The organism is Xanthobacter pseudotagetidis, from assembly GCF_043194795.2.
Lineage (GTDB): Bacteria > Pseudomonadota > Alphaproteobacteria > Rhizobiales > Xanthobacteraceae > Xanthobacter > Xanthobacter tagetidis_A.
The window spans coordinates 921,189-941,867 of sequence record NZ_CM195534.1; the positions used below are offsets into that span (position 1 = coordinate 921,189).

The 20,679-nt window shown below is 71.7% G+C and carries 22 protein-coding genes; 19 read left to right on the top strand and 3 right to left on the bottom strand.

The genetic code is table 11. The annotated features are described in order from the left end of the window. The first annotated feature begins 215 nt into the window (after nucleotides 1–215). The 9 genes from fabD (at nucleotide 216) to V5F67_RS04275 (ending at nucleotide 7,896) form a co-directional block, all read left to right on the top strand. On the top strand, nucleotides 216–1,196 hold the full coding sequence (fabD, locus tag V5F67_RS04235) for an ACP S-malonyltransferase (RefSeq protein ID WP_394021492.1): 981 nt from the start codon (nucleotides 216–218) through the stop codon (nucleotides 1,194–1,196). A 115-nt stretch (nucleotides 1,197–1,311) separates the two neighbouring features. Then, entirely contained in the window at nucleotides 1,312–2,052 is a 741-nt protein-coding gene (fabG, locus tag V5F67_RS04240) for a 3-oxoacyl-[acyl-carrier-protein] reductase (protein WP_394021491.1), read from the top strand. A gap of 421 nt (nucleotides 2,053–2,473) precedes the next feature. Then, a complete protein-coding gene (locus V5F67_RS04245; protein WP_013165911.1) occupies nucleotides 2,474–2,710 on the top strand; it encodes an acyl carrier protein in 237 nt (78 codons plus the stop codon). Between the two features lie 121 nt (nucleotides 2,711–2,831). Beyond that, nucleotides 2,832–4,094: a beta-ketoacyl-ACP synthase II gene (fabF, locus tag V5F67_RS04250; protein WP_394021490.1), complete on the top strand. Its 1,263-nt coding sequence runs from the start codon at nucleotides 2,832–2,834 to the stop codon at nucleotides 4,092–4,094. A gap of 131 nt (nucleotides 4,095–4,225) precedes the next feature. Next, a complete protein-coding gene (gene mltG / locus V5F67_RS04255) occupies nucleotides 4,226–5,299 on the top strand; it encodes an endolytic transglycosylase MltG (RefSeq protein ID WP_394021489.1) in 1,074 nt (357 codons plus the stop codon). Between the two features lie 74 nt (nucleotides 5,300–5,373). Continuing rightward, entirely contained in the window at nucleotides 5,374–6,261 is an 888-nt protein-coding gene (locus tag V5F67_RS04260) for a YicC/YloC family endoribonuclease (RefSeq protein ID WP_394021584.1), read from the top strand. Between the two features lie 11 nt (nucleotides 6,262–6,272). Next, a complete protein-coding gene (gene gmk / locus V5F67_RS04265) occupies nucleotides 6,273–6,947 on the top strand; it encodes a guanylate kinase (protein WP_394021488.1) in 675 nt (224 codons plus the stop codon). A 71-nt stretch (nucleotides 6,948–7,018) separates the two neighbouring features. After that, nucleotides 7,019–7,354 carry a hypothetical protein gene (locus tag V5F67_RS04270; RefSeq protein WP_394021487.1) on the top strand — a complete coding sequence of 112 codons (336 nt, stop codon included), beginning with the start codon at nucleotides 7,019–7,021 and terminating at the stop codon, nucleotides 7,352–7,354. Nucleotides 7,355–7,446: 92 nt separating this feature from the next. Continuing rightward, nucleotides 7,447–7,896 (top strand): ion channel, encoded by a 450-nt coding sequence (locus tag V5F67_RS04275; RefSeq protein ID WP_394021486.1) that lies wholly within the window; start codon nucleotides 7,447–7,449, stop codon nucleotides 7,894–7,896. A gap of 150 nt (nucleotides 7,897–8,046) precedes the next feature. Here the strand turns inward: V5F67_RS04275 and guaB are convergent, their stop codons facing one another. Together guaB and V5F67_RS04285 are read right to left on the bottom strand one after the other, a co-directional pair. Then, nucleotides 8,047–9,573 (bottom strand): IMP dehydrogenase, encoded by a 1,527-nt coding sequence (guaB, locus tag V5F67_RS04280; protein ID WP_394021485.1) that lies wholly within the window; start codon nucleotides 9,571–9,573, stop codon nucleotides 8,047–8,049. A gap of 195 nt (nucleotides 9,574–9,768) precedes the next feature. After that, on the bottom strand, nucleotides 9,769–10,212 hold the full coding sequence (locus tag V5F67_RS04285) for a L,D-transpeptidase (protein ID WP_394021484.1): 444 nt from the start codon (nucleotides 10,210–10,212) through the stop codon (nucleotides 9,769–9,771). A gap of 183 nt (nucleotides 10,213–10,395) precedes the next feature. On the opposite strand from V5F67_RS04285, the gene V5F67_RS04290 reads away from it, so the two are divergent. From V5F67_RS04290 to mepA, 9 genes are all read left to right on the top strand, one after another. After that, on the top strand, nucleotides 10,396–10,965 hold the full coding sequence (locus tag V5F67_RS04290; RefSeq protein ID WP_394021483.1) for an NnrU family protein: 570 nt from the start codon (nucleotides 10,396–10,398) through the stop codon (nucleotides 10,963–10,965). Between the two features lie 72 nt (nucleotides 10,966–11,037). Then, on the top strand, nucleotides 11,038–11,880 hold the full coding sequence (panB, locus tag V5F67_RS04295) for a 3-methyl-2-oxobutanoate hydroxymethyltransferase (protein ID WP_394021482.1): 843 nt from the start codon (nucleotides 11,038–11,040) through the stop codon (nucleotides 11,878–11,880). Between the two features lies 1 nt (nucleotide 11,881). Beyond that, complete coding sequence (locus tag V5F67_RS04300) at nucleotides 11,882–12,718, top strand: penicillin-binding transpeptidase domain-containing protein (protein WP_394021481.1); 837 nt, start codon at nucleotides 11,882–11,884, stop codon at nucleotides 12,716–12,718. Nucleotides 12,719–12,859: 141 nt separating this feature from the next. Next, nucleotides 12,860–14,005, top strand: coding sequence for a benzoate/H(+) symporter BenE family transporter (locus V5F67_RS04305; RefSeq protein ID WP_394021583.1), 1,146 nt, complete (start codon nucleotides 12,860–12,862; stop codon nucleotides 14,003–14,005). 100 nt (nucleotides 14,006–14,105) lie between these two features. Further along, on the top strand, nucleotides 14,106–14,801 hold the full coding sequence (locus tag V5F67_RS04310) for a tetratricopeptide repeat protein (RefSeq protein ID WP_394021480.1): 696 nt from the start codon (nucleotides 14,106–14,108) through the stop codon (nucleotides 14,799–14,801). Between the two features lie 10 nt (nucleotides 14,802–14,811). Then, nucleotides 14,812–15,081, top strand: coding sequence for a hypothetical protein (locus tag V5F67_RS04315; protein ID WP_394021479.1), 270 nt, complete (start codon nucleotides 14,812–14,814; stop codon nucleotides 15,079–15,081). Nucleotides 15,082–15,155: 74 nt separating this feature from the next. Then, nucleotides 15,156–16,523: a ribosome biogenesis GTPase Der gene (gene der, locus V5F67_RS04320; protein ID WP_394021478.1), complete on the top strand. Its 1,368-nt coding sequence runs from the start codon at nucleotides 15,156–15,158 to the stop codon at nucleotides 16,521–16,523. 78 nt (nucleotides 16,524–16,601) lie between these two features. Continuing rightward, on the top strand, nucleotides 16,602–17,636 hold the full coding sequence (locus V5F67_RS04325; RefSeq protein WP_394021477.1) for a L,D-transpeptidase: 1,035 nt from the start codon (nucleotides 16,602–16,604) through the stop codon (nucleotides 17,634–17,636). Continuing rightward, the gene (gene mepA, locus V5F67_RS04330) at nucleotides 17,636–18,568 is read left to right on the top strand and encodes a penicillin-insensitive murein endopeptidase (RefSeq protein WP_394021476.1); all 933 of its coding nucleotides are present in this window, start codon (nucleotides 17,636–17,638) and stop codon (nucleotides 18,566–18,568) included. Before V5F67_RS04325 ends, mepA begins: the two co-directional genes overlap by 1 nt. A gap of 8 nt (nucleotides 18,569–18,576) precedes the next feature. Here mepA and V5F67_RS04335 read toward each other — a convergent pair whose 3' ends face one another. Continuing rightward, nucleotides 18,577–19,371 carry an SDR family NAD(P)-dependent oxidoreductase gene (locus tag V5F67_RS04335; protein WP_394021475.1) on the bottom strand — a complete coding sequence of 265 codons (795 nt, stop codon included), beginning with the start codon at nucleotides 19,369–19,371 and terminating at the stop codon, nucleotides 18,577–18,579. 299 nt (nucleotides 19,372–19,670) lie between these two features. Here V5F67_RS04335 and V5F67_RS04340 point away from each other — a divergent pair, with 299 nt between their 5' ends. Then, nucleotides 19,671–20,654, top strand: coding sequence for a polysaccharide deacetylase family protein (locus V5F67_RS04340; protein ID WP_394021474.1), 984 nt, complete (start codon nucleotides 19,671–19,673; stop codon nucleotides 20,652–20,654). Nucleotides 20,655–20,679 lie beyond the last annotated feature (25 nt).

Consider the following 20,679-nt stretch of genomic DNA (forward strand, 5'->3'; position numbering starts at 1 on the left):
CCAAATCCTGGGGAGCGGAGGATCGAGTCGGTTCGCTGATCCGGCTCGGTTCTGCTGAACAAGTGTCGTGCCGTCAAGCTAGTACAAGGAGATGAGGAGAACGTGAACGCAGCGGCGGCACGGACCGGCGCCGGGCGGGTCGGCGCGGTTGCCTTGACTCGCCCACAATCCCGGTGTCTCTGCCCTCCCCAATTTTCACTCCGGAGGGACGACCCATGTCGAGCGGGTCACGCACATCCTCGCACACCGCCTTCATCTTCCCTGGCCAGGGCAGCCAGGCCGTCGGCATGGGCAAGGCCCTCGCCGACGCCTTCCCGGCCGCCAAGGCGGTATTCGAGGAGGTGGACGCCGCGCTCGGCGAGCATCTCACCCGCGTCATGTGGGAGGGGCCGGCCGAGACGCTGACCCTGACCGCCAACGCCCAGCCGGCGCTGCTCGCGGTCTCCCTCGCCGCCCTGCGGACCCTGGAGGCCGAGGCCGGGCTCGACATCGGCCGCGACGCCGCCTTCGTGGCCGGCCACTCGCTGGGCGAGTATTCCGCGCTGGCGGCGGCGGGCGCGCTCACCATCACCGAGGCGGCGCGCCTGCTGCGCATCCGCGGCCGCGCCATGCAGGACGCCGTGGCGCCCGGCGAGGGCGCGATGGCGGCACTGCTCGGCCTCGACTACGAGCAGGCGGTGGCGGTGGCCGCCGAGGCGGCGCAGGACGGCGTCTGCGAGGCCGCCAACGACAACGCCCCCGGCCAGGTGGTGGTGTCCGGCGACCGCGCGGCGGTGGAGCGCGCCATGGTCATCGCCAAGGAGAAGGGGGCCATGAAGGCGGTGCTGCTGCCGGTGTCCGCCCCCTTCCACTGCCGCCTCATGGGCCCGGCCGCCGAGGCGATGGAGGTGGCGCTCTCCGGCTCCACCATCATGACGCCGCGCGTGCCGCTGATCGCCAACGTGCGCGCCTCCCCGGTGTCCGACCCGGCGGAGATCCTGCGCCTGCTGGTGGAGCAGGTGACCGGGACCGTGCGCTGGCGCGAGAGCGTGATCTACATGGCCGGCGCCGGCATCACCTCGGTGGTCGAGGTGGGCGCGGGCAAGGTGCTGTGCGGCCTCGTCAAGCGCATCGACAAGTCGATCGCGGCGAGCGTGGTGGGCACGCCCGAGGACGTCGCCGCCTTCATCGCCGCCCGCAACCCGTCGGCGGCCTGACGTTTTGGCGCCGGCCCCGCTTGCGGGGCCGGGCCGGGACGGGCAGAACCTGTTCCGAAGCCGACTGGCACCAACCGGCCCCGACGCCGACCGCATAAGAGGACTGGGGGAAGTGATGTTCGACCTTACCGGCAAGACCGCGCTCGTCACCGGCGCCACGGGTGGCATCGGCGGCGCGATCGCCAAGGCGCTCCATGCCCAGGGCGCCATCGTCGCCGTCTCCGGCACCCGCCGCGAGGCGCTGGAGGCGCTCGCGGCGGAGCTGGGCGGCCGCGTCCACGTGCTGCCCTGCAATCTCGGCGACGCGGAAGAGGTGGAGAAGCTGGTGCCCGCCGCCGAGGAGGCGCTGGGCGGCCATATCGACATCCTCGTCAACAATGCCGGCATCACCCGCGACAACATCTTCATGCGCCTGTCCGACGAGGCGTGGGACCAGGTGATCGCGGTGAACCTCACCGCCGTCTTCCGCCTGACGCGCGCGGCCGTGCGCACCATGATGCGCCGCCGCGCGGGCCGCATCATCTCCATCACCTCCATCGTCGGCGTCACCGGCAATGCGGGCCAGGGCAACTATGCCGCCGCCAAGGCCGGCATGATCGGCATGTCGAAGTCGCTGGCCCAGGAGGTCGCCTCGCGCGGGGTGACGGTGAACTGCGTCGCCCCCGGCTTCATCGCCACGCCCATGACCGACGCGCTCAACGACAAGCAGCGCGAGACCATCCTCAAGGCGGTGCCGGCGGCCAAGCTCGGCACGCCGGAGGACATCGCCGCGGCCTGCGTCTATCTCGCCTCGAACGAGGCCCAGTACGTCACCGGCCAGACGCTGCACGTGAACGGCGGCATGGCGATGATCTGAGCCGGCGGCGCCTGCGGGGCGGAGCCGCCGCGGCGCGTTGCTGGCAAAGACGGCGCGAGTATGTTAACGAGCGCCGAGGCGTCCTGTCTCGATCCCCTCGGCCGAGGGGCGAGGGCAGGGGGCCGCAGCACAAGAACGAGCCGGGCCGCGCGCCCCGGAGCGGGCCGCGGGAAGCGGTCCGGACCGGCGGGAGGGGCCAAGGCTCTGGTCCAGGCCTTTTCTGGCCCGGGCCGTTTCAGGCTGGGGAGCCGTCGGGGTCTTTCGCCATGCCGCGCCCGTTCAGCGGGCGCAGTTTCCCGAGACCGCCCGTCCGCAGAAGGCCGGCGATGCGAAGGGGGCTGGGCATGGCGGAAAAAAGGCATTATGCCCTCCTCCAGCCGCCGAACGGCACCGGGATATCCGAACAACGAGGGTTGCATCGATGAGTGACATCGCCGAGCGGGTGAAGAAGATTGTCGCTGAACACCTGGGCGTTGAGCCCGAGAAGGTCACGGAGAACGCGTCCTTCATCGACGATCTCGGCGCCGACAGCCTCGACACCGTGGAACTCGTGATGGCCTTCGAGGAGGCCTTCAACTGCGAGATCCCGGACGATGCGGCCGAGACCATCCTGACGGTGGGCGACGCCATCAAGTTCCTGGAAAAGAACGCGGCTTGATCCTGTCCGCCGCACAGTCGACGGTCGCGCGGCGCGAGGCGCCCGCGGCCGTTGTCGCACCGGGCCGGAGCGGCCGCGCCGCGGCGTGGCCCAGGGCGGCCGGCCATCTGGAGTCCTGAAGATGAGACGTGTTGTCGTCACCGGCCTCGGCATGGTGACGCCGCTCGGCTGCGGCGTCGAGCCGACCTGGCGGCGGCTTCTCGCCGGTGAGACCGGCGTGAAGAAGATCGAGCATCTCGATGTCTCGGACATCGCGGCCAAGATCGCGGCGACGATTCCGCGCGGCGACGGCACCGACGGCACCTACAATCCCGACCAGTGGATGGAGCCCAAGGAGCAGCGCAAGGTGGACGAGTTCATCGTCTACGCCATGTGCGCGGCCACCCTCGCCTTGGACGACGCCGGCTGGCATCCCACCTCCTATGAAGACCAGATCGCTTCCGGCGTGCTGATCGGCTCCGGCATCGGCGGCATCAACGGCATCGCCGAGGCCTCGCTGACGCTGAAGGACCGCGGCCCGCGCCGCATCTCGCCGTTCTTCATTCCCGGGCGCCTCATCAATCTCGCCGGCGGCTACGTCTCCATCGCCCACGGGCTGAAGGGGCCGAACCACGCCGTCGTCACCGCCTGCTCCACCGGCGCCCACGCCATCGGCGACGCCGGCCGCCTCATCGCCCTCGGCGATGCGGATGTGATGGTGGCAGGCGGCACCGAATCGCCGGTGGACCGGCTCTCCATCTCCGGCTTCGCCGCGTGCAAGGCGCTCGCCACCGCCTATAACGACGAGCCCACCCGCGCCTCGCGCCCCTGGGACAGGGACCGCGACGGCTTCGTCATGGGCGAGGGCTCGGGCGTCGTGGTGCTGGAGGAACTGGAGCACGCCAAGGCGCGCGGCGCCAAGATCTATGCCGAGCTCATCGGCTACGGCCTCTCCGGCGACGCCTTCCACATCACCGCTCCGAGCCCGGACGGCGACGGCGCCTTCCGCTGCATGTCCGCGGCACTGAAGCGGGCCGGCATCACGGCAGGCGACGTCGACTACATCAACGCCCACGGCACCTCCACCATGGCCGACGAGATCGAGCTGCACGCCGTGGAGCGCCTGCTCGGCAACGCCGCCGGCAAGGTGGCCATGTCGTCCACCAAGTCGTCCATCGGCCACCTTCTCGGAGCGGCGGGCGCGGTGGAGGCGATCTTCTCCATCCTCGCCATCCGCGACCAGATCGCGCCGGCGACCCTCAATCTCGACAATCCGGCGGTGGAGACCCCCATCGACCTGGTGCCGCTGAAGCCCAAGCCGCGCCAGATCGATACCGTGCTCTCGAACTCCTTCGGCTTCGGCGGCACCAACGCCTCGGTCGTGTTCCGGCGCTACGCCGCCTGAGCGGCGCGGGGCCGGTCCGGCCCCCGCCCAACCGGCGCCCGAATGGGCGCGGATAACAAGCGCACGATGCCGGCGGAGCCGGCAGCGATGCCCGGGAACGGGCCGCCGACCAGATCGAGGGAGACCCGAGCATGGCCAAGCCCCAGAAGGGATCGCACCTGCCGTCGAAGAGCGCCCGGCATCCGGCCGCGACCATCGGCTCCGGAATCTTCACCTTCCTGGTGCTGATCTGCGTCGGCGGGCTGTTCGCCGCCCGCTACGGCGAGCGCGCGTTCAACGGGCCGGGGCCGCTGACGCAGGAGAAGGCGGTGGTGATCCCGCGCGGCGCGGGCATCCGCGACATGGCGGACACGCTGGAGAAGGCGGGCGTCATCGACAACTGGTTCACCTTCCTCGCCGGGCTGAAGCTCACCAAGCCCACGGCCAACATGCAGGCCGGCGAATACCTCTTCAAGCCCGGCCAGTCGATGGCCAGCGTGATCGACACCATCTCGTCGGGCAAGGTGATCCAGTACTCGGTCACCATCCCGGAGGGCCTCACCAGCCAGCAGGTGGTGGCCCGCCTGATGGAGAACGACATGCTCGCCGGCACGCCTTCGGTGCCGCTGGAGGGCACGCTGCTGCCGGAGACCTATAGGGTGGTGCGCGGCATGTCGCGCGAGGCGCTGCTGAAGGAGATGGCGGAGGCGCAGCAGAAGGTGGTGCGCCTCGCCTGGGAGCGCCGCGCGCCCGGCCTGCCCCTGCGCACGCCGCAGGACCTGGTGACCCTCGCCTCCATCGTCGAGAAGGAGACCGGGCAGGCCGACGAGCGGCCCAAGGTCGCGGCGGTGTTCATCAACCGGCTGAACAAGAAGATGAAGCTGCAGTCGGACCCGACCATCATCTACGGCATCGTCGGCGGCCGCGGCTCGCTCGGGCGGCCCATCACCCGCACCGACATCTCGACCGCGACCGCCTACAACACCTATGCCATCGACGGCCTGCCGCCGGGGCCGATCAGCAATCCCGGCAAGGATGCGATCCTCGCGGTCGCCAACCCGCCGAAGACCAGCGATCTGTTCTTCGTCGCCGACGGCACGGGCGGCCACGCCTTCGCCGAGACGCTGGCGGACCACAACAAGAACGTCGCCCGCTGGCGCGCCATCGAGGCGGGCAGCCGGGCGGGCGCTCCTGCCTCTCCCGGCGCTCCCGCCGCCGCCAACTGAAGGACGCGCCGGGCGTTCCGCCCCGGCGCGCGATCTTGCCCATGACCCAAGCCTCGCCGCCGGCCGCCAGCCCCGTGCCCCTCGCCAGCATGACCGCCTTCGCCCGCGCCGCCGCGAGCGCCGGCGCCTGGCGCCTCGCCTGGGAGGTGCGCTCGGTGAACGGCAAGGGCCTCGACGTGCGCCTGCGCCTGCCGCCGGGCTTCGACGCGGTGGAGGCCGAGGCGCGCGCGAGCGCCGGGCGCCACCTCGCCCGCGGCTCGCTCAACGCCACCCTCACCGCCGTGCGCGAGGGGGAGGGCGTCAGCGTCGCCGTCAACCAGCCGGCGCTGGAGGCGCTGCTCACGGCCGCGCAGGCGACCGCGCGGAAATTCTCCGTTCCCGCCCCCAGCCTCGACGCGCTGCTGACCGTGAAGGGCATCGTCGAGGTCAGCGAGGTGAAGGAGAGCGAAGCCGAGATGCGCGCGCTCGCCGCCGCCGCGCTCGCCGCCTTCGAGGAGGCGCTTTTCGCTCTGTGCGCCATGCGCGCGCGGGAGGGCGAGGCGCTGCGTGCGGTGCTCGCGGGCCGGCTCGACGCCATCGAGGCGCTGGTCGCGGCGGCCGAGGCGCTGCCCGAGCGCGGGGTGGAGGCGGTGAAGGCGCGCCTTGCCGAGCAGGTGCGCGCGCTGCTGGCGGCGACGCCCGCGCTCGATCCCGACCGCCTGCACCAGGAGGCGGTGCTCATCGCCACCCGCGCCGACGTGCGCGAGGAGCTGGACCGGCTCACCGCCCATCTGGCGCAGGCGCGGCACCTCCTCGCCGAAGGCGGGCCGGTGGGCCGCAAGCTCGACTTCCTGGCCCAGGAGTTCAACCGCGAGGCCAACACGCTGTGCTCGAAGTCCGATTCGGTGGCGCTGACCCAGATCGGGCTTGACCTGAAGCTGCTGGTGGACCAGTTCCGCGAGCAGATCCAGAACGTCGAGTGAGCCGCCCGACCATGTCCTCGTCCGCCCCCCCGTCCTCCGCCGCGCCGAACGGGCGGGCGGGCCTTGCCCGGCGCGGGCTGATGCTGGTGCTCTCCTCCCCCTCGGGCGCCGGCAAGACCACGCTCTCGCGCCGCCTGCTGGCGAGCGATGCGAACATCACCATGTCGGTCTCGGTCACCACGCGGGCGCCGCGGCCCGGCGAGGTGGACGGCAAGGACTATTTCTTCGTCGACGCTCCGCGCTTCCACGCCATGCGCGAGGCCGGCGACCTGCTGGAGCACGCCACGGTGTTCGGCAATTTCTACGGCACGCCGCGTCCGCCGGTGGAGGCGGCGCTCAGCTCCGGGCGCGACGTTCTGTTCGACATCGACTGGCAGGGCGTGCGGCAGCTGCGGGAAACCGCTGGCCAGGACATGGTCAAGGTTTTCATCCTCCCGCCGAGCGCGCAGGACCTGGAGAAGCGCCTGCGCTCGCGCGCCCAGGACAGCGACGAGGTGGTCCGCCGCCGGATGGCGGGGGCGGCCGTGGAAATCGAGCACTACGCGGAATACGACTATATCATCGTCAACGACAATCTGGAGGAGAGCCACGCCCGGCTCACCGCCATTCTTCAGGCGGAGCGTCTGAAGATCGGGCGGCTCACCGGCCTGTCCGAGTTCGTGAAGGGCCTGCACGAGGCGCTGTGAGCCTTGCGCCATTTGCGGGCCTCCCTTGCGCCGGTCGCACGGCCGCCCGAATTGGCCGGCATGCTGGCGCCATGAACAGGTTCATGACCTTCTTCGGCGGCATCGCCGGCCTCGCGGTCGCAGCGGCGACGGCGGCTTTGATCTTCGTGCTGCTCGGTGGCCTCCTGATCGCCGGCGGCGTCATCCTCGCGGCCCTCATGGTGGGTGGCGGCATCTATGCGCTCATCACCGGGCGCGCGCCGGGCCTGCGCCGCGGCGGTTTCGGCGGCGTGCGGGTCTACGGGTTCCGTACCGGCCGGCCCCAGGAGGGCTTCCGGGGCGACGGCTTCCGGGGCGGTTTCGAGGATGGCCCGCGTCCCGGCGAGATGATCGACGTCACGCCGCCCAAGGAGCCCCGCAAGGGCTGACCGGTGCGGCTGGGCGCCGGGTCCGTGTTCCTCTCCGGTTTCCGAGCGGATAGTTTCGCGTCGCGCGAGATCGGAACAGGAGCGGCGGCGGAATGAGTGCGCGGGACTATCTGGCGGTGCTCACGGCCGCCATCCTTCTCGCCATGGTGACCGTCAGCGTGCATGCGGTGCTGCTCGCCGGCGTGCGCCGGCGGCTGCTACGGCGCATCCGCGGCAAGTCCTACGCCGACCACGTCTTCCGCGAGGCGCTGGTGATCAGCGCCACGGTGCTCAGCCTCTGCGGCGCCCATCTCCTGGAGATTCTCATCTGGGCCGCGGCGTTCGTGTGGCTCGGCGCGATCGCCTCGCCCGTCGACGCCTTCTATTTCTCCATCTCCACCTACACCACAGTGGGTGCGGACGGGGTCTCCGTCGACCCGCACTACCGAAGCCTGGCGGGCTTCGAATCCCTCATCGGGCCGATGATGGTGGCCTGGTCCACCGCCTTCCTGGTGGAGTTCGTCACCCGCATGCGCGGCCCGGAGAAGGACATCGGCCGGTGAGGCGCGCGGCCGCGCCAGCCATCTGAGCGCCGCTCTTTCCGCCGTCCCCTTTCTCACCGCCGTCGCCCTCCGGCTTGACCGGAGGGCCCATCTTGCTGCCGGGTCGGGTCCGGGGCGCGGCAATGCGCGAAAGCCGGGCCGGCCGCAGCCTCACACCGAGGTCGGGTAGTTCGGGCTCTCGCGGGTGATGATGACGTCGTGGACGTGGCTCTCGCGCAGGCCGGCGGAGGAGATGCGCACGAACTGCGCCTTCTCGCGGAACTCCTTGAGCGTGCTGCCGCCCACATAGCCCATGGCGGCCCTGAGTCCGCCGGCGAGCTGGTGCAGCACCGCGCCCACCGGGCCCTTGTAGGCCACCTTGCCCTCGATGCCCTCCGGCACCAGCTTCAGCGTGTCGCGCACCTCGGCCTGGAAGTAGCGGTCCGCCGAGCCGCGCGCCATGGCGCCCACCGAGCCCATGCCGCGATAGGCCTTGTAGGACCGGCCCTGGTAGAGGAACACCTCGCCCGGGCTCTCGTCGGTGCCGGCGAGCAGCGAGCCCACCATGGCGGCGGAGGCGCCCGCCGCCAGCGCCTTGGCGAGGTCGCCGGAATACTTGATGCCGCCGTCGGCGATCACCGGCGTTCCGGTGGCGGCCGCCGCCTCCACCGCGTCGAGCACGGCGGTGAGCTGGGGCACGCCGACGCCGGCGACGATACGGGTGGTGCAGATGGAGCCGGGGCCGATGCCCACCTTCACCGCGTCCGCCCCGGCGTCGATCAGCGCCTTGGCGCCATCCACCGTGGCGATGTTGCCGGCCAGGATCTGGGTCTTGTTGGACAGGCGCTTGATGCGCTCCACCTGGTCCAGCACCTTGCGCGAATGGCCGTGGGCGGTATCCACCACCACGAGGTCGACGCCGGCGTCGATCAGCCGCTCGGTGCGCTCGTAGCCGTCCTCGCCCACGGTGGTGGCGGCGGCGACCCGCAGGCGGCCCTGCTCGTCCTTGGCGGCGTCGGGATAGGCGACCGCCTTCTCGATGTCCTTCACCGTGATGAGGCCGACGCACCGGTCGTCCGCGTCCACCACCAGCAGCTTCTCGATGCGGAACTGGTGCAGCAGGCGCTTGGCCTCGTCCTGGTTCACCTGGCCTTCGCGCACGGTGATCAGGCGGTCCTTGGTCATCAGCTCCGCCACCAACTGGGACGGATCGTTGGCGAAGCGCACGTCGCGGTTGGTGAGGATGCCCACCAGCCGGCCCGCGCGCCCGGCGGGGCCGCGCTCCACCACCGGGATGCCGGAGATGGAATAGTGCTTCATCAGCGCCAGGGCGTCCGACAGGGTCTCGTCGGGATGGATGGTGACCGGGTTCACCACCATGCCGGATTCGTACTTCTTCACCTGCCTGACGTGCTCGGCCTGCACCTCGGGGGAGAGGTTGCGGTGGATCACGCCGATGCCGCCGGCCTGGGCCATGGCGATGGCGAGCCGCGATTCGGTCACCGTGTCCATGGCGGCGGAGAGGATCGGCAAGTTGAGGCTGATGGACCGGGTGAGCTGGGTGGCGATGCTCACCTGCCCCGGCATCACTTCGGAGGCGCCGGGCTTCAGCAGCACGTCGTCGAAGGTGAGCGCCTCGCGGAACAGCGTGGGCGCGGGAACGACGAGGCCGTTGCCGGATGAGGTGGGGGCGGACATTGCCAACTCCTGGTGGCGGAACGCGGGCGCTCCGGACGTCGGGGGATCGGAACGGATCGCCGCAACGCAGCCCGCTTCGAGTTGGCAGTGGCCGATACCATGAGTGCACGACGAATAGAAGACCCACCGGCACCATTACCACCGCTGGGCCGCCATGCGGCCGCCGCATGGCGCGCCGGCTGCGCCCGTCCGCTTTCAATGGGTGATCAGGATCACCGTGTTGCCGGCGCCGTGGGACTGGACCAGGGAATAGAGCGTCGCCGCATTGCTCGGGTGGAGGCGGATGCAGCCGTGGGAGGCCGGCGAGCCGAGCTGGTTGACGGCATAGCTGCCGTGGATCGCATATCCGCCCCGGAAGAAGATCGAGTAGGGCATGGGGGAATTGTAGTATTTACGGGAGAAATAGCTGCGGTACATGCGCTGCGGACGGTAGGAGCCGGTGGGGGTCACATAGCCGCGCCGTGCCGTGGAGACCGGCCAGGAATAAGACGGAATCCCGTTCACCGTCACGGTCATGCGCTGCGCCGAGAGGTCGATGCGCGCCACCACCGATGCGTGGGCGGCCGCCCCAAATCCGCACAGCGCCAGGGCGAGGCCGGCCAGGCCGAGCAGACGAAGTAAACCGGCTCCGTGTCTCATGTGTTTTCCCCTTCCCCTCGGTCAGAAATACTGGCCAATGCCTGCCGGGCGCAACCTTTGCGTTTCGGCCGCGGCGATGCGAGCACCGCGCGCGGCCCTGCTCGGGCGAGCGCGGCCTTTGCCGCGCTTGACTTCGCGGGCGAAACGCGCGCTTTCGGGCAAACGCGGAACGGAGATCAATCCATGGTGATGATGCTGCTCGGTCTTGCCCTGTTCGTCGCCACGCATGTGGTGGCGAGCCTGAGGGGGCTCCGGTCGGATCTCATCGCCCGTTTGGGGGAGGGGGCCTACAAAGGGTTCTTCTCGCTGCTTGCCGCCTCCGGCGTGCTGCTGACGGCCTACGGGTTCGAGCTGTGGCGCGCCGCCGGCTCGGCGCTGATCTGGGACCCGCCCCAGGCGCTGCGCCACCTCGCCATGCTGCTGCTCCTTCTCGCCGCCATCGCCGCGGTGGCGTCGTTCGTGCCCAGCCACATCCGGGCGGTGCTCAAGCACCCGCTGCTGGTGGCAGTGAAGACCTGGGCGCTGGCCCACCTCCTGGTGAACGGCGACGCCGCCTCCATGGTGCTGTTCGGCGCCATTCTCGCCTGGGCGGTCTATGACCGCATCTCGCTGAAGAAGCGGGGCGCGCCGCTGCCGGTGGCGCCGAAGGGGTGGGGCGGGGACGCGCTGGCGGTGGGCTTGGGGCTGGTGCTCTTCGCCGCTCTCGCCTACCTATTCCATCCATACGTGATCGGCGTGCCCGTGATGGGCTAGCAGCCGACGCCCGCCAAGAAGGCGCTCCACGAAGCCAGGGGGCTTGCAACCGCCCACGAGACGAGGAAACCCATGTCCAGCCAGGCCGAAGCCCGCCGCATCACGGCGCCCCAGATCCAGGCCCGCAAGGGGGGCGATCCCATCGTTTCCCTGACCTCCTACCACGCCCATACCGCGCGCCTGCTCGACAATCACGTGGACGTGATCCTGGTGGGCGACAGCCTCGGCATGGTCATGCACGGGCTCGAGACCACCGTGCCGGTCACGGTGGAGATGATGATCGTCCACGGCCGCGCCGTGATGCGCGGGACCAAGCGCGCGCTGGTGGTCGTCGACCTGCCGTTCGGCAGCTACGAGGCGAGCCCCACCGAGGCGTTCCACACCGCCGCCCGCATCCTCAAGGAGACCGGCGCCGGCGCGGTGAAGCTCGAAGGCGGGCGCCGCATGGCCGAGACCGTGCGCTTCCTGGTGGACCGCGGCGTGCCGGTGATGGGCCATGTGGGCCTGACGCCCCAGGCCATCAACACGCTCGGCTCGTTCAAGGCGCGCGGCCGCGACGACGCCGAGGCCTCGCTGATCCTCGACGACGCCCGCGCCATCGCCGAGGCGGGGGCCTTCTCCATCGTCGTGGAGGCGGTCGCCGAACCGGTCGCGCGCCGCATCACCGCGGAAGTTGCCTGCCCGACCATCGGCATCGGCGGCTCGCCGGCCTGCGACGGCCAGATACTGGTGCTGGAGGACATGCTCGGCCTCGGCGAGCGGGTGCCGAAGTTCGTCAAGAAGTACGCCAATCTCGGCCCCGACATCGAGAAGGCCGTGGCGGCCTACGCCCAGGAGGTGCGCGAGCGCGCCTTTCCGGGGCCGGAGCACGTCTACGGCCCGCGCCTGGTCCAGAAGTCCGCCAAGGCCTCCTGAGGTGCCGGCGGGGAAACGGGGGCGCCGCGGCGCCCCCGCCTGGGCGTGCGCCGTCCTCCTGTCCGCGCTGCTGCTCGGCCCCGCGCCGGCGCGGGCGATGGAGGAGTGCTTCCTCGTCACCGATCTCGACACCGGCCGGGTGCTGGCGAAGCAGGGCCTGTGCGCGACCCGCCATTCGCCCGCCTCGACCTTCAAGATCCCGCTGTCCCTCATGGGCTTCGACGCCGGCATCCTGAAGGGCGCCGGCCAGCCCGTGCTCGATCCGCCCCCGGGCGCCGACACCTCCCGCGCGGTGACGCGCGGACCGCAGACGCCGCAGAGCTGGATGCGCAATTCGGTGGTCTGGTACTCGCAGGTGCTGGCCCGCGAGCTCGGGCCGGAGCGCATCAAGGCGTATCTGGACGGCTTCGCCTACGGCACCTTGAACATCTCCGGCACCCCGGGCCGGGCGGAGCCGATCGCCCATTTCTGGCTCTCCTCCTCGCTGCGCATCTCGCCGCGCGAGCAGGTGGACTTCCTGCGCCGCATGCTGAAGGGCGAGCTCAAGGTCTCGGAGAAGGCCGTGACCGAGACCATGGCCCTGCTCGCCCAGGAGGAGCAGCCGGCCGGCTGGCAGCTGTTCGGCAAGACCGGCACCGGCTCCTCGCCCGGGGCGGACGGCCTGCCCGATCCCAACCGGCCGCTGGGCTGGTTTGTCGGCTTCGCGCAGAAGGGCGGCCGCACGGCGGTGTTCGCGCGCTTCATCTCGCTCGACCAGAAGGGCGAGGAGGGCCTCGGCGCCATGGCGCGCCGGCAGGCCGTGGGCGCGCTCGCGCCGGTCCTCGCAGCCCAGCAATAAAGGGAGGAGATCCGGGCGCCCGATCGCCCCGCACGCCGAAATAAGAGGAAACGCCCCGAAACAAGAACAACGAGGGAGGCGGCCATGAGCGAAGAAGCCGTCGCAGAACATAAATTCGCCGGTCCCCCCGGCACCGCCCGGCTGCCCGTGTCGGTGCCGCTGTCGGCGCTGGTCGCCGCCCTGGTGGGCGCGGGCGGAACGCTCGCCGTCCTGCTGTCGGCGGCCAAGACGCTCGGCGCCACGGAGGCCGAGACCTCGTCCTGGGTCTGCGGCGTGTTCCTCGGCGTCGCCGTCACCAGCGCCTATCTCTCGATCCGCTACCGCATGCCGATCGTCACCGCCTGGTCGACGCCGGGCGCGGCGGTGATCGCCGGCTTCGCCCAGGGCGTCACCATGCCCCAGGCGGTGGGGGCCTTCATCGTCGTCGCGCTCCTGACGCTGCTGTGCGCCGCCCTGCGCCCGCTGGCGGGCCTGGTCGCGCGGCTGCCGTCGGGCATCGCCGCCGGCATGCTCGCGGGGGTGCTGCTGCGCTTCGTCGCCGGCATCGCCGAGCAGGCGGTGGTGAGCCCGCTGCTGGTGCTGCCGCTGGTGGTGCTGTTCCTCGCCATGCGCCCGTTCGCGCCGCAGCTGGCGGTGATCGCGGCGCTGGCGGCCGGCCTCGCCTTCGCGCTGGCGCTCGGCGCGCCGCTGCCGGCGCTCGGCGATCTTTCGTTCTCGCGCCTGGTTCTCATTCCGCCGGAGTTCGATCTCGGCGTTCTCGCCAGCCTCGGCCTGCCGCTGTTCGTCATCACCATGGCGTCGCAGAACCTCACCGGCTTCGCGGTGCTCAAGGCCTATGGCTATCCGCCGCCGGCGCGCGCGATCCTCGCCTCCACCGGGCTCGCCTCCCTGGTGACGGCGCCGTTCGGCTCGCTCACCGTCAACCTCGCGGCCATCGTCGCCGCCATCTGCACCAGCCCGGAGGCGGACCCGAACCCGGCGACGCGCTGGCGCACCGGGCCGTTCTACGCCTTCTTCTATTTCCTGCTGGCGCTGGCCGGCGCCTCGATGGTGGCGGTGTTCGCGGCCCTGCCGCCGGCGCTCATCGCCACGGTGGCGGGTCTTGCGCTCCTGTCGCCGCTGACCGGCGCGCTCGCCGCCGCCATGGTCGACGACAAGCACCGGCTCGCGGCGGTGGCGACCTTCGCCACCACGGCATCCGGCGCCTCGGCGTTCGGTCTCGGCGCGCCGGTGCTCGGCCTTGCCGCGGGCCTGGCGGTGGCCGGTTTCGCGCGCCTGCGCTCTTGACCCGGCGCGGGTTTGCCACGATTGAGCCGCACGGATACGTTACCCGCCCCTTTCGGCGCCCCTGACGGGCGCGCCGGCGCCAGAGAGCCGCGAACCGCTGATGACCGACATATTTCACGAGATCGAGGAAGACCTCAGGCGCGACCGCCTGCGCAAGCTGTGGGACCGCTTCGGCAACTACCTGATCGCGCTGGCGCTGCTCATCGTCGCCGGCACCGCCGGCTGGAGCGGCTGGAAATACTGGCGCGAGCAGCAGGCCTTCAAGGCCAGCGCCGCGTTCGAGGCGGCCTCGGAGCTCGCCGCCTCTGGCAAGTTCCAGGAGGCCGAGTCCGGCTTCCAGGCGCTGGCCAAGGATGGTCCCGAGGGCTATGCGGCGCTCGCCGGCTTCCGCGCCGCCTCGGTGGCGGCGCAGATGGACAAGGCCAAGGGCATCGCCGCCTTCGATGCGCTGGCCGCCGACGCCAGGCTGCCGGCGGCGCTGCGCGACGTGGCGCGGGTGCGCGCCGGCCTGATCCTGGTCGACACCGGCACGCCTGACGAGGTGCGCCAGCGCGTCGGCGCGCTCGCCGCCGGCACCGGGGCGCTGCGCAATTCCGCCCGCGAGGCGCTCGCGCTCGCCGAGCTGAAGGCCGGTAACGCCGCCGCCGCCAACAAGCTCGCCACCGAGATCACCGAGGATGCCGAGGCCGCCGGAGGCGCGCGCTCGCGCGCCGAATTGATCCGCCGCCTCACCGCCTCGGCGGTGCCGCCCCCCGCCGCTCCCGCCGCGCCAGCGGCGAGCCCGGCGACCCAGTGACGGAGTGCCCATGGTGAAAGCCGACCTGCGCCTCGTGCGCCTCGCCTTGGCCGCCGGCCTCGCGCTGTCGGTGTCCGGCTGCGAATCGATGGAGAAGTTCAACCCCTTCGTCGAGAAGGAGCGCCCGCTGCCGGGCACGCGGCAGAAGGTGTTCCCCGAGGGCGTGCCGGGCGTCGACTATTCCGCCGCGCCCTCGCAGCCGAGCAACTCCAACGCGGTGCTCGACCGCCTGCCGGACCCCTCGGCCAAGCCGGGCCAGCCGGGCCAGCAGGCCAACTGACCGCGCGGCGGCCGCATCGGCGGCCGCCTCCTCCTGCCAGCCCCCGCACGCCCGAGGGGCGACGAGCCGAACCCATGTCCTTCACCCTCGCCATCGTGGGCCGGCCCAATGTGGGCAAGTCCACCCTGTTCAACCGCCTCGTGGGCAAGAAGCTCGCGCTGGTGGACGACCGGCCGGGCGTGACCCGAGACCGGCGCGAGGGCGAGGCGCATCTCGGCGACCTTACCTTCCGCATCGTCGACACGGCGGGCCTGGAGGAGGCGGACCCCGGCAGCCTCGAAGGGCGCATGCGCGCCCAGACCGAGACCGCCATCGCCGACGCCGACGCCATCCTGTTCATGATCGACGCCCGCATCGGCCTGACACCCGCCGACCGCGCCTTCGCGTCGCTGGTGCGCAAGTCCGGCAAGCCCACCATCCTGGTCGCCAACAAGAGCGAGGGCCGGGGCGGCGAGGCTGGCGCGCTGGAGGCGTTCGCGCTCGGCCTCGGCGATCCGATCCCGCTCTCCGCCGAGCACGGCGAGGGCCTCTCCGAGCTCTATGACGCCCTGCTCGACGCGCTTCCCGAGCAGACCGCCCTTGCCGAGGACGAGCCGGAGGAGGATGAGCCCCCGGAGGCCGAGGACGAAAAGCCGAAGCGTCCGATCAAGGTGGCGGTGCTGGGGCGGCCGAACGCCGGCAAGTCCACGCTCATCAACCGCCTGCTGGGGGAGGACCGCCTGCTCACCGGCCCGGAGGCCGGCATCACCCGCGATTCCATCGCCGTGGAGATGGAGCACAAGGGCGTGAAGCTGGAGGTGTTCGACACCGCCGGCCTGCGCAAGCGCGCGCGCATCGACGACAAGCTGGAGAAGCTCTCCGCCGCCGACGGCCTCAGGGCCATGAAGTTCGCCGAGGTGGTGGTGGTGCTGATCGACGCCACGCGCCCGTTCGAGGAGCAGGACCTGCGCATCGCCGACCTGGTCGAGCGCGAGGGCCGGGCGCTGGTGATCGGCTACAACAAGACCGATCTCGTGCCGCGCGGCGGCCTCGCGGCGAAGCTGCGCGAGCAGGCGGACCACCTCCTGCCGCAGATCAAGGGCGTGCCCATCGTCGCCCTGTCCGGCCTCACCGGCCACGGGCTCGACAAGCTGGTGGAGGCGATCGTCACCGCCCACAGGCGCTGGAACAGGCGCATCGCCACCAATCCGCTCAACCGCTTCCTCCAGGAGGCGACGGACGCGCACCCGCCGCCGGCGGTTTCCGGGCGCCGGGTGAAGCTGCGCTACATGACCCAGCCCAAGGCACGCCCGCCCTCTTTCGTGCTGTTCTGCTCGCGCGCCGACGCGGTGCCGGAGAGCTATCTGCGCTATCTCTCCAACGGCCTGCGCGAGGCCTTCGACCTGCCCGGCGTGCCGATCCGCATTACCTTGCGGGAGAAGGCGAACCCCTACGCCGATTGAGCGCAATGGGCGCCTCGGGTTAGATTCCCCACGCAGATTCGCCGCCGGCTCCGGCGGCGGTCCGGTGCGGGGAGCCCCATGGCCTTTGATATCGACGCCGGCCGACGCCGGACCCTCAAGCTCGCGGGCCTGATCGCCGCCGGTGCCGCGCTCGACGCGCTGCTGCCGGCCATGGCGGCGGACGATCCGGACCTGGAGGCCATCAAGGCGCTGAAGCCGGGCCAGTTCGTGTGGCATCCCGAGCGCGCGCCGGACGGCTTCGTCGCCGTGGTGGTGAACCTCTCGGACCAGATGGCCTACGTCTACCGCAACGGCGTGCGGATCGGCGTCACCACCGTGTCCACCGGCAAGGAGGGCTACGGCACGCCCACGGGGGTGTTCACCATCCTCCAGAAGGACGTGGACCACCATTCCTCGCTCTATAACGACGCCTCCATGCCCTACACCGAGCGCCTCACCTGGTCGGGGGTGGCGCTGCATGCGGGCGGGCTGCCGGGCTATCCCTCCTCCCACGGCTGCGTGCACCTGCCGCTGGCCTTCGCCAAGCTGCTGTTCTCGATCACCCATCTCGGCACCACGGTGATCATCGCCGACAGCCATTCGGCGCCGCAGGACGTGCTGCATCCCGGCCTCGTCATGAGCGAGAACCTGGAGCAGCAGCTGGCGGTGGACGCCACCGGCCAGGGCGCCCCCCAGGACGGCCAGACGCCGCAGGCCGCGGGCGCCGCCGCGCCGCCGCCCGAGCCGGTGAGCATCGTCATCAGCGGCGCCGACAGGACGCTGATCGGCCTGAAGGGCGGCAAGCCGGCGGTGACGGGCCCGGTGGCCATCGCCGATCCCGGCACGCCGCTCGGCAACGTGGTCTATGTGCTGGTGGCGGCGGCCCCCGGCCAGCCGGCGCGCTGGAACGCGGTGTCGCTGGAGGGCGGCGACGCGGTGGCGGGCGCGGCCCAGCGCACCCTGTCGCGCATCACCCTCGACACCACCATCAACCAGCAGGTGGCTTCGCTGGTGGCACCGGGGGCGACGCTGTTCATCACCGACCTGCCGGCCCATCCGGACACCCGCTCCAACCAGGACTTCGTGGTCCTCACCCACAGGGCCGCCAGCTGATGTCCCGGCTGGCGCGCGCCCCGGGCCGCCTGGCCCCCGGCCTGCTCGCGGCAGGGCTCTCGCTCCTACCCGCGGCGGGGGCAGCCCATGCCCAGGGAGCGCCGGCCGGCGCTCCCCCTGCCGTGCTCGCCGGCAAGCCGGCGAAGCAGCTGTTCGGCAGCGTGAAGGCGCCGGCGCCGCCCCCCTCGCGCGCCATCGGCTTCTATTCCAAGGGCTGCCTTGCGGGCGGCGTGGCGCTGCCGGCCACCGGGCCCACCTGGCAGGCGATGCGCCCGTCGCGCAACCGCAACTGGGGTCACCCGCAGCTGGTGGCGTTCATCGAGCGGTTCGCGAGGACGGTGCCGAAGGTGGTCTCCTGGAACGGCATCCTGGTGGGCGACCTGGCCCAGCCGCGCGGCGGGCCCATGCTCACGGGCCATGCCTCGCACCAGATCGGCCTCGACGCCGACATCTGGCTCACCCCCCATCCGGGCCGCGAGCTGTCCCGCGAGGAGCGCGACACCATGTCCGCCACCATCATGGTGCGCGCCGACCGGCTGGACATCGACCCCGCCAACTGGCGGCCCGACCACTGGAAGGTGATCCGCCTCGCCGCGCAGGACCCGGTGGTGGAGCGGGTGCTGGTGAACGCCGCCATCAAGAAGGCGCTGTGCCGCGAGGCCACCGGAAACCGCGCCTGGCTCGCCAAGGTGCGCCCCTATTGGGGCCACGACTTCCACATGCACGTGCGCCTCGGCTGCCCGGACGACAGCCCCAACTGCCGCCCCCAGGAGCCGGTGCCCCATGACGAGGGCTGCGGCGCCGCGCTCGACATGTGGTTCACCGATGCGGTGCTCCATCCCAAGCCGCCGAAGGAGCCGCCCAAGCCCGAGCGGCCCATGATGCTCGTCGACCTGCCGCCGGCCTGCACCGGCGTGCTGCTGGCGAAGTAGCAGGCGCCTCAGCGCAGCCGCTCGCGCATGGCGCGGTGGGTGGCGCGCGCGGCGAGGGCGCGCGGCGCGAAGCGGGTGGCGAACGCCAGCAGCCGGTTGGCGCCGCCGACCACCACCATCCCCTTGCCCGCCAGCATGGCGGCGACGCCCCGCGCCGCCACCTCTTCCGCGCTGGTGGAGGGGGCGCCGCGGAACAGCTCGGTCCGCGTCATGCCGGCGCGGGCGGCGAAGCCCGTGGGCGTCGGGCCGGGGCAGAGCGCGGTGACGGTGACGCCGCTGCCGGCGAGTTCCTCGGCGAGCGCCAGCGAGAAGGACAGCACATAGGCCTTCGAGGCGCCGTAGACAGCGGCGAGCGGCAGCGGCGCGAAGGCGGCTGTGGAGGCGACGTTGAGGACCCGGCCCGAGGCCCTTGTCCGCATGGACGGCAGCACGGCCGAGGTGAGGCGGGTGAGCGCCGCCACATTGGTGGCGATCATGCCGGCGCCGCTCGGCGGCGGCAGGTCGGCGAACGGGCCGTAATCGCCGAAGCCGGCATTGTTCACCAGGACGGCGGGAGCGAGGGCGGCGATCTCGGCCGCGAGAGCCTCGGTGGCGGCGGCGTCCGAGAGGTCGCAGGCGCGGGTGTCCACCACGACGCCGTGCCGGTCCGAGAGGTCGCGCGCCGCCGCTTCCAGGCGGGCGCCGTCGCGGGCCACCAGCAGGAGGCGGTGCCCCAGGGCGCCGAGCCGGTCGGCGATGGCGAGGCCGATGCCGGCATTGCCGCCGGTGACGACCGCGAGCGGGGCGGCGGGGGAAGAAGCCATTGCGGTCTCCGCGTGCGCGTGATTTCGGTCCGAGCGGGCGGCCGGCGCGACCGGGCTGCCCCACCGTTATCCGATTGGAACGGCGCCGGGGCCGTCGCGCAATCCCTCCCGCCGAAAGCAGCCCTTGCCTGCGGCCCGGCACCGTGCTGAGTGCCGCGACGGCTCCGCCCGCGCTTGCGCCGCGGCGCCGGCAAACCTGGAGCGCGATCCGATCAAATTGGATCAGTTTGATCGGTGAATCGCCCTCCAACTTAGATAGAGCACGCGCCGATCAGCTTGCGTTGCAAGCTGATCGGCGCGTGCTCTCGGGATCGATCGCCGTGCCGTCCGCCTTGCGCCTGCTGCCGCTTCTCTTCCTGCTCGCCGCGGTGGACGCCGCCCGTGCCGCGAGCGCGCCGCCCGCCTGCTTTGCGCCCGGCGCGCTCGCCGCGCGGCCGGGGGAGGAGATCGTCCAGCCGCGCAAGGGCGCCGTCGCGCTGCCGGACCGGGTGCTGGCCGCCGTCCGGCCCGTGCCGACACCGCTCGCCGGCGCCATCCGGCGCGTCGACCTGCCGGCCGGCGTGAAGCTCGTCGCCCTCACCTTCGATCTGTGCGAGGCCGGCGGCGAGGTCTCCGGCTATGACGGCGCCATCTTCGATTTTCTGCGCCAGGAAGGGGTGCCCGCCACCCTGTTCGCGGGCGGCAAGTGGATGATGACCCACAGGGAGCGGGCGACGCAGCTGATCGCCGACCCGCTGTTCGAGACCGGCAACCACACCTGGTCCCACGCCAACCTCACCGTGCGCGGCGGCGCCGAGATGCGCCAGCAGGTGGACGACGCCGACATCGCCTATGCGGTGCGCCGCGCGGACGCCGCCGCGCAGGGCTGCGCCGCGCCCGGCTCCGAGCGCACGACGCTGTTCCGCTTCCCCTATGGCTCGTGCAGCGCCGAGGCGCTCGCTTACGTGAACCAGACCGGGCATCTCGCCATCCAGTGGGACGTGGATTCCGGCGACCCCGCCTTCATCGGCGCCAGGGCGATGGCGGACCAGATGCTCGCCGCCATCCGCCCCGGCTCCATCGTGCTGATGCACGCCAACGGGCGCGGCAGGCACACGGCGCAGGCGATCCGGCTGCTGGTCCCGGCGCTGAAGGCGAAGGGCTACGGCTTCGCCACCGTCTCCGAGCTGATCGCCAGGGGGCGGCCGGTGATCGTGCCTACCTGCTATTCCATGCAACCGGGCGACACCAAGGCCTATGACGACGCCGCGCGCCAGGGCCGGCGCGTGCTCTCCGTGCAGTGAGGCCGGCCGGGACGGTCCGGAGGAC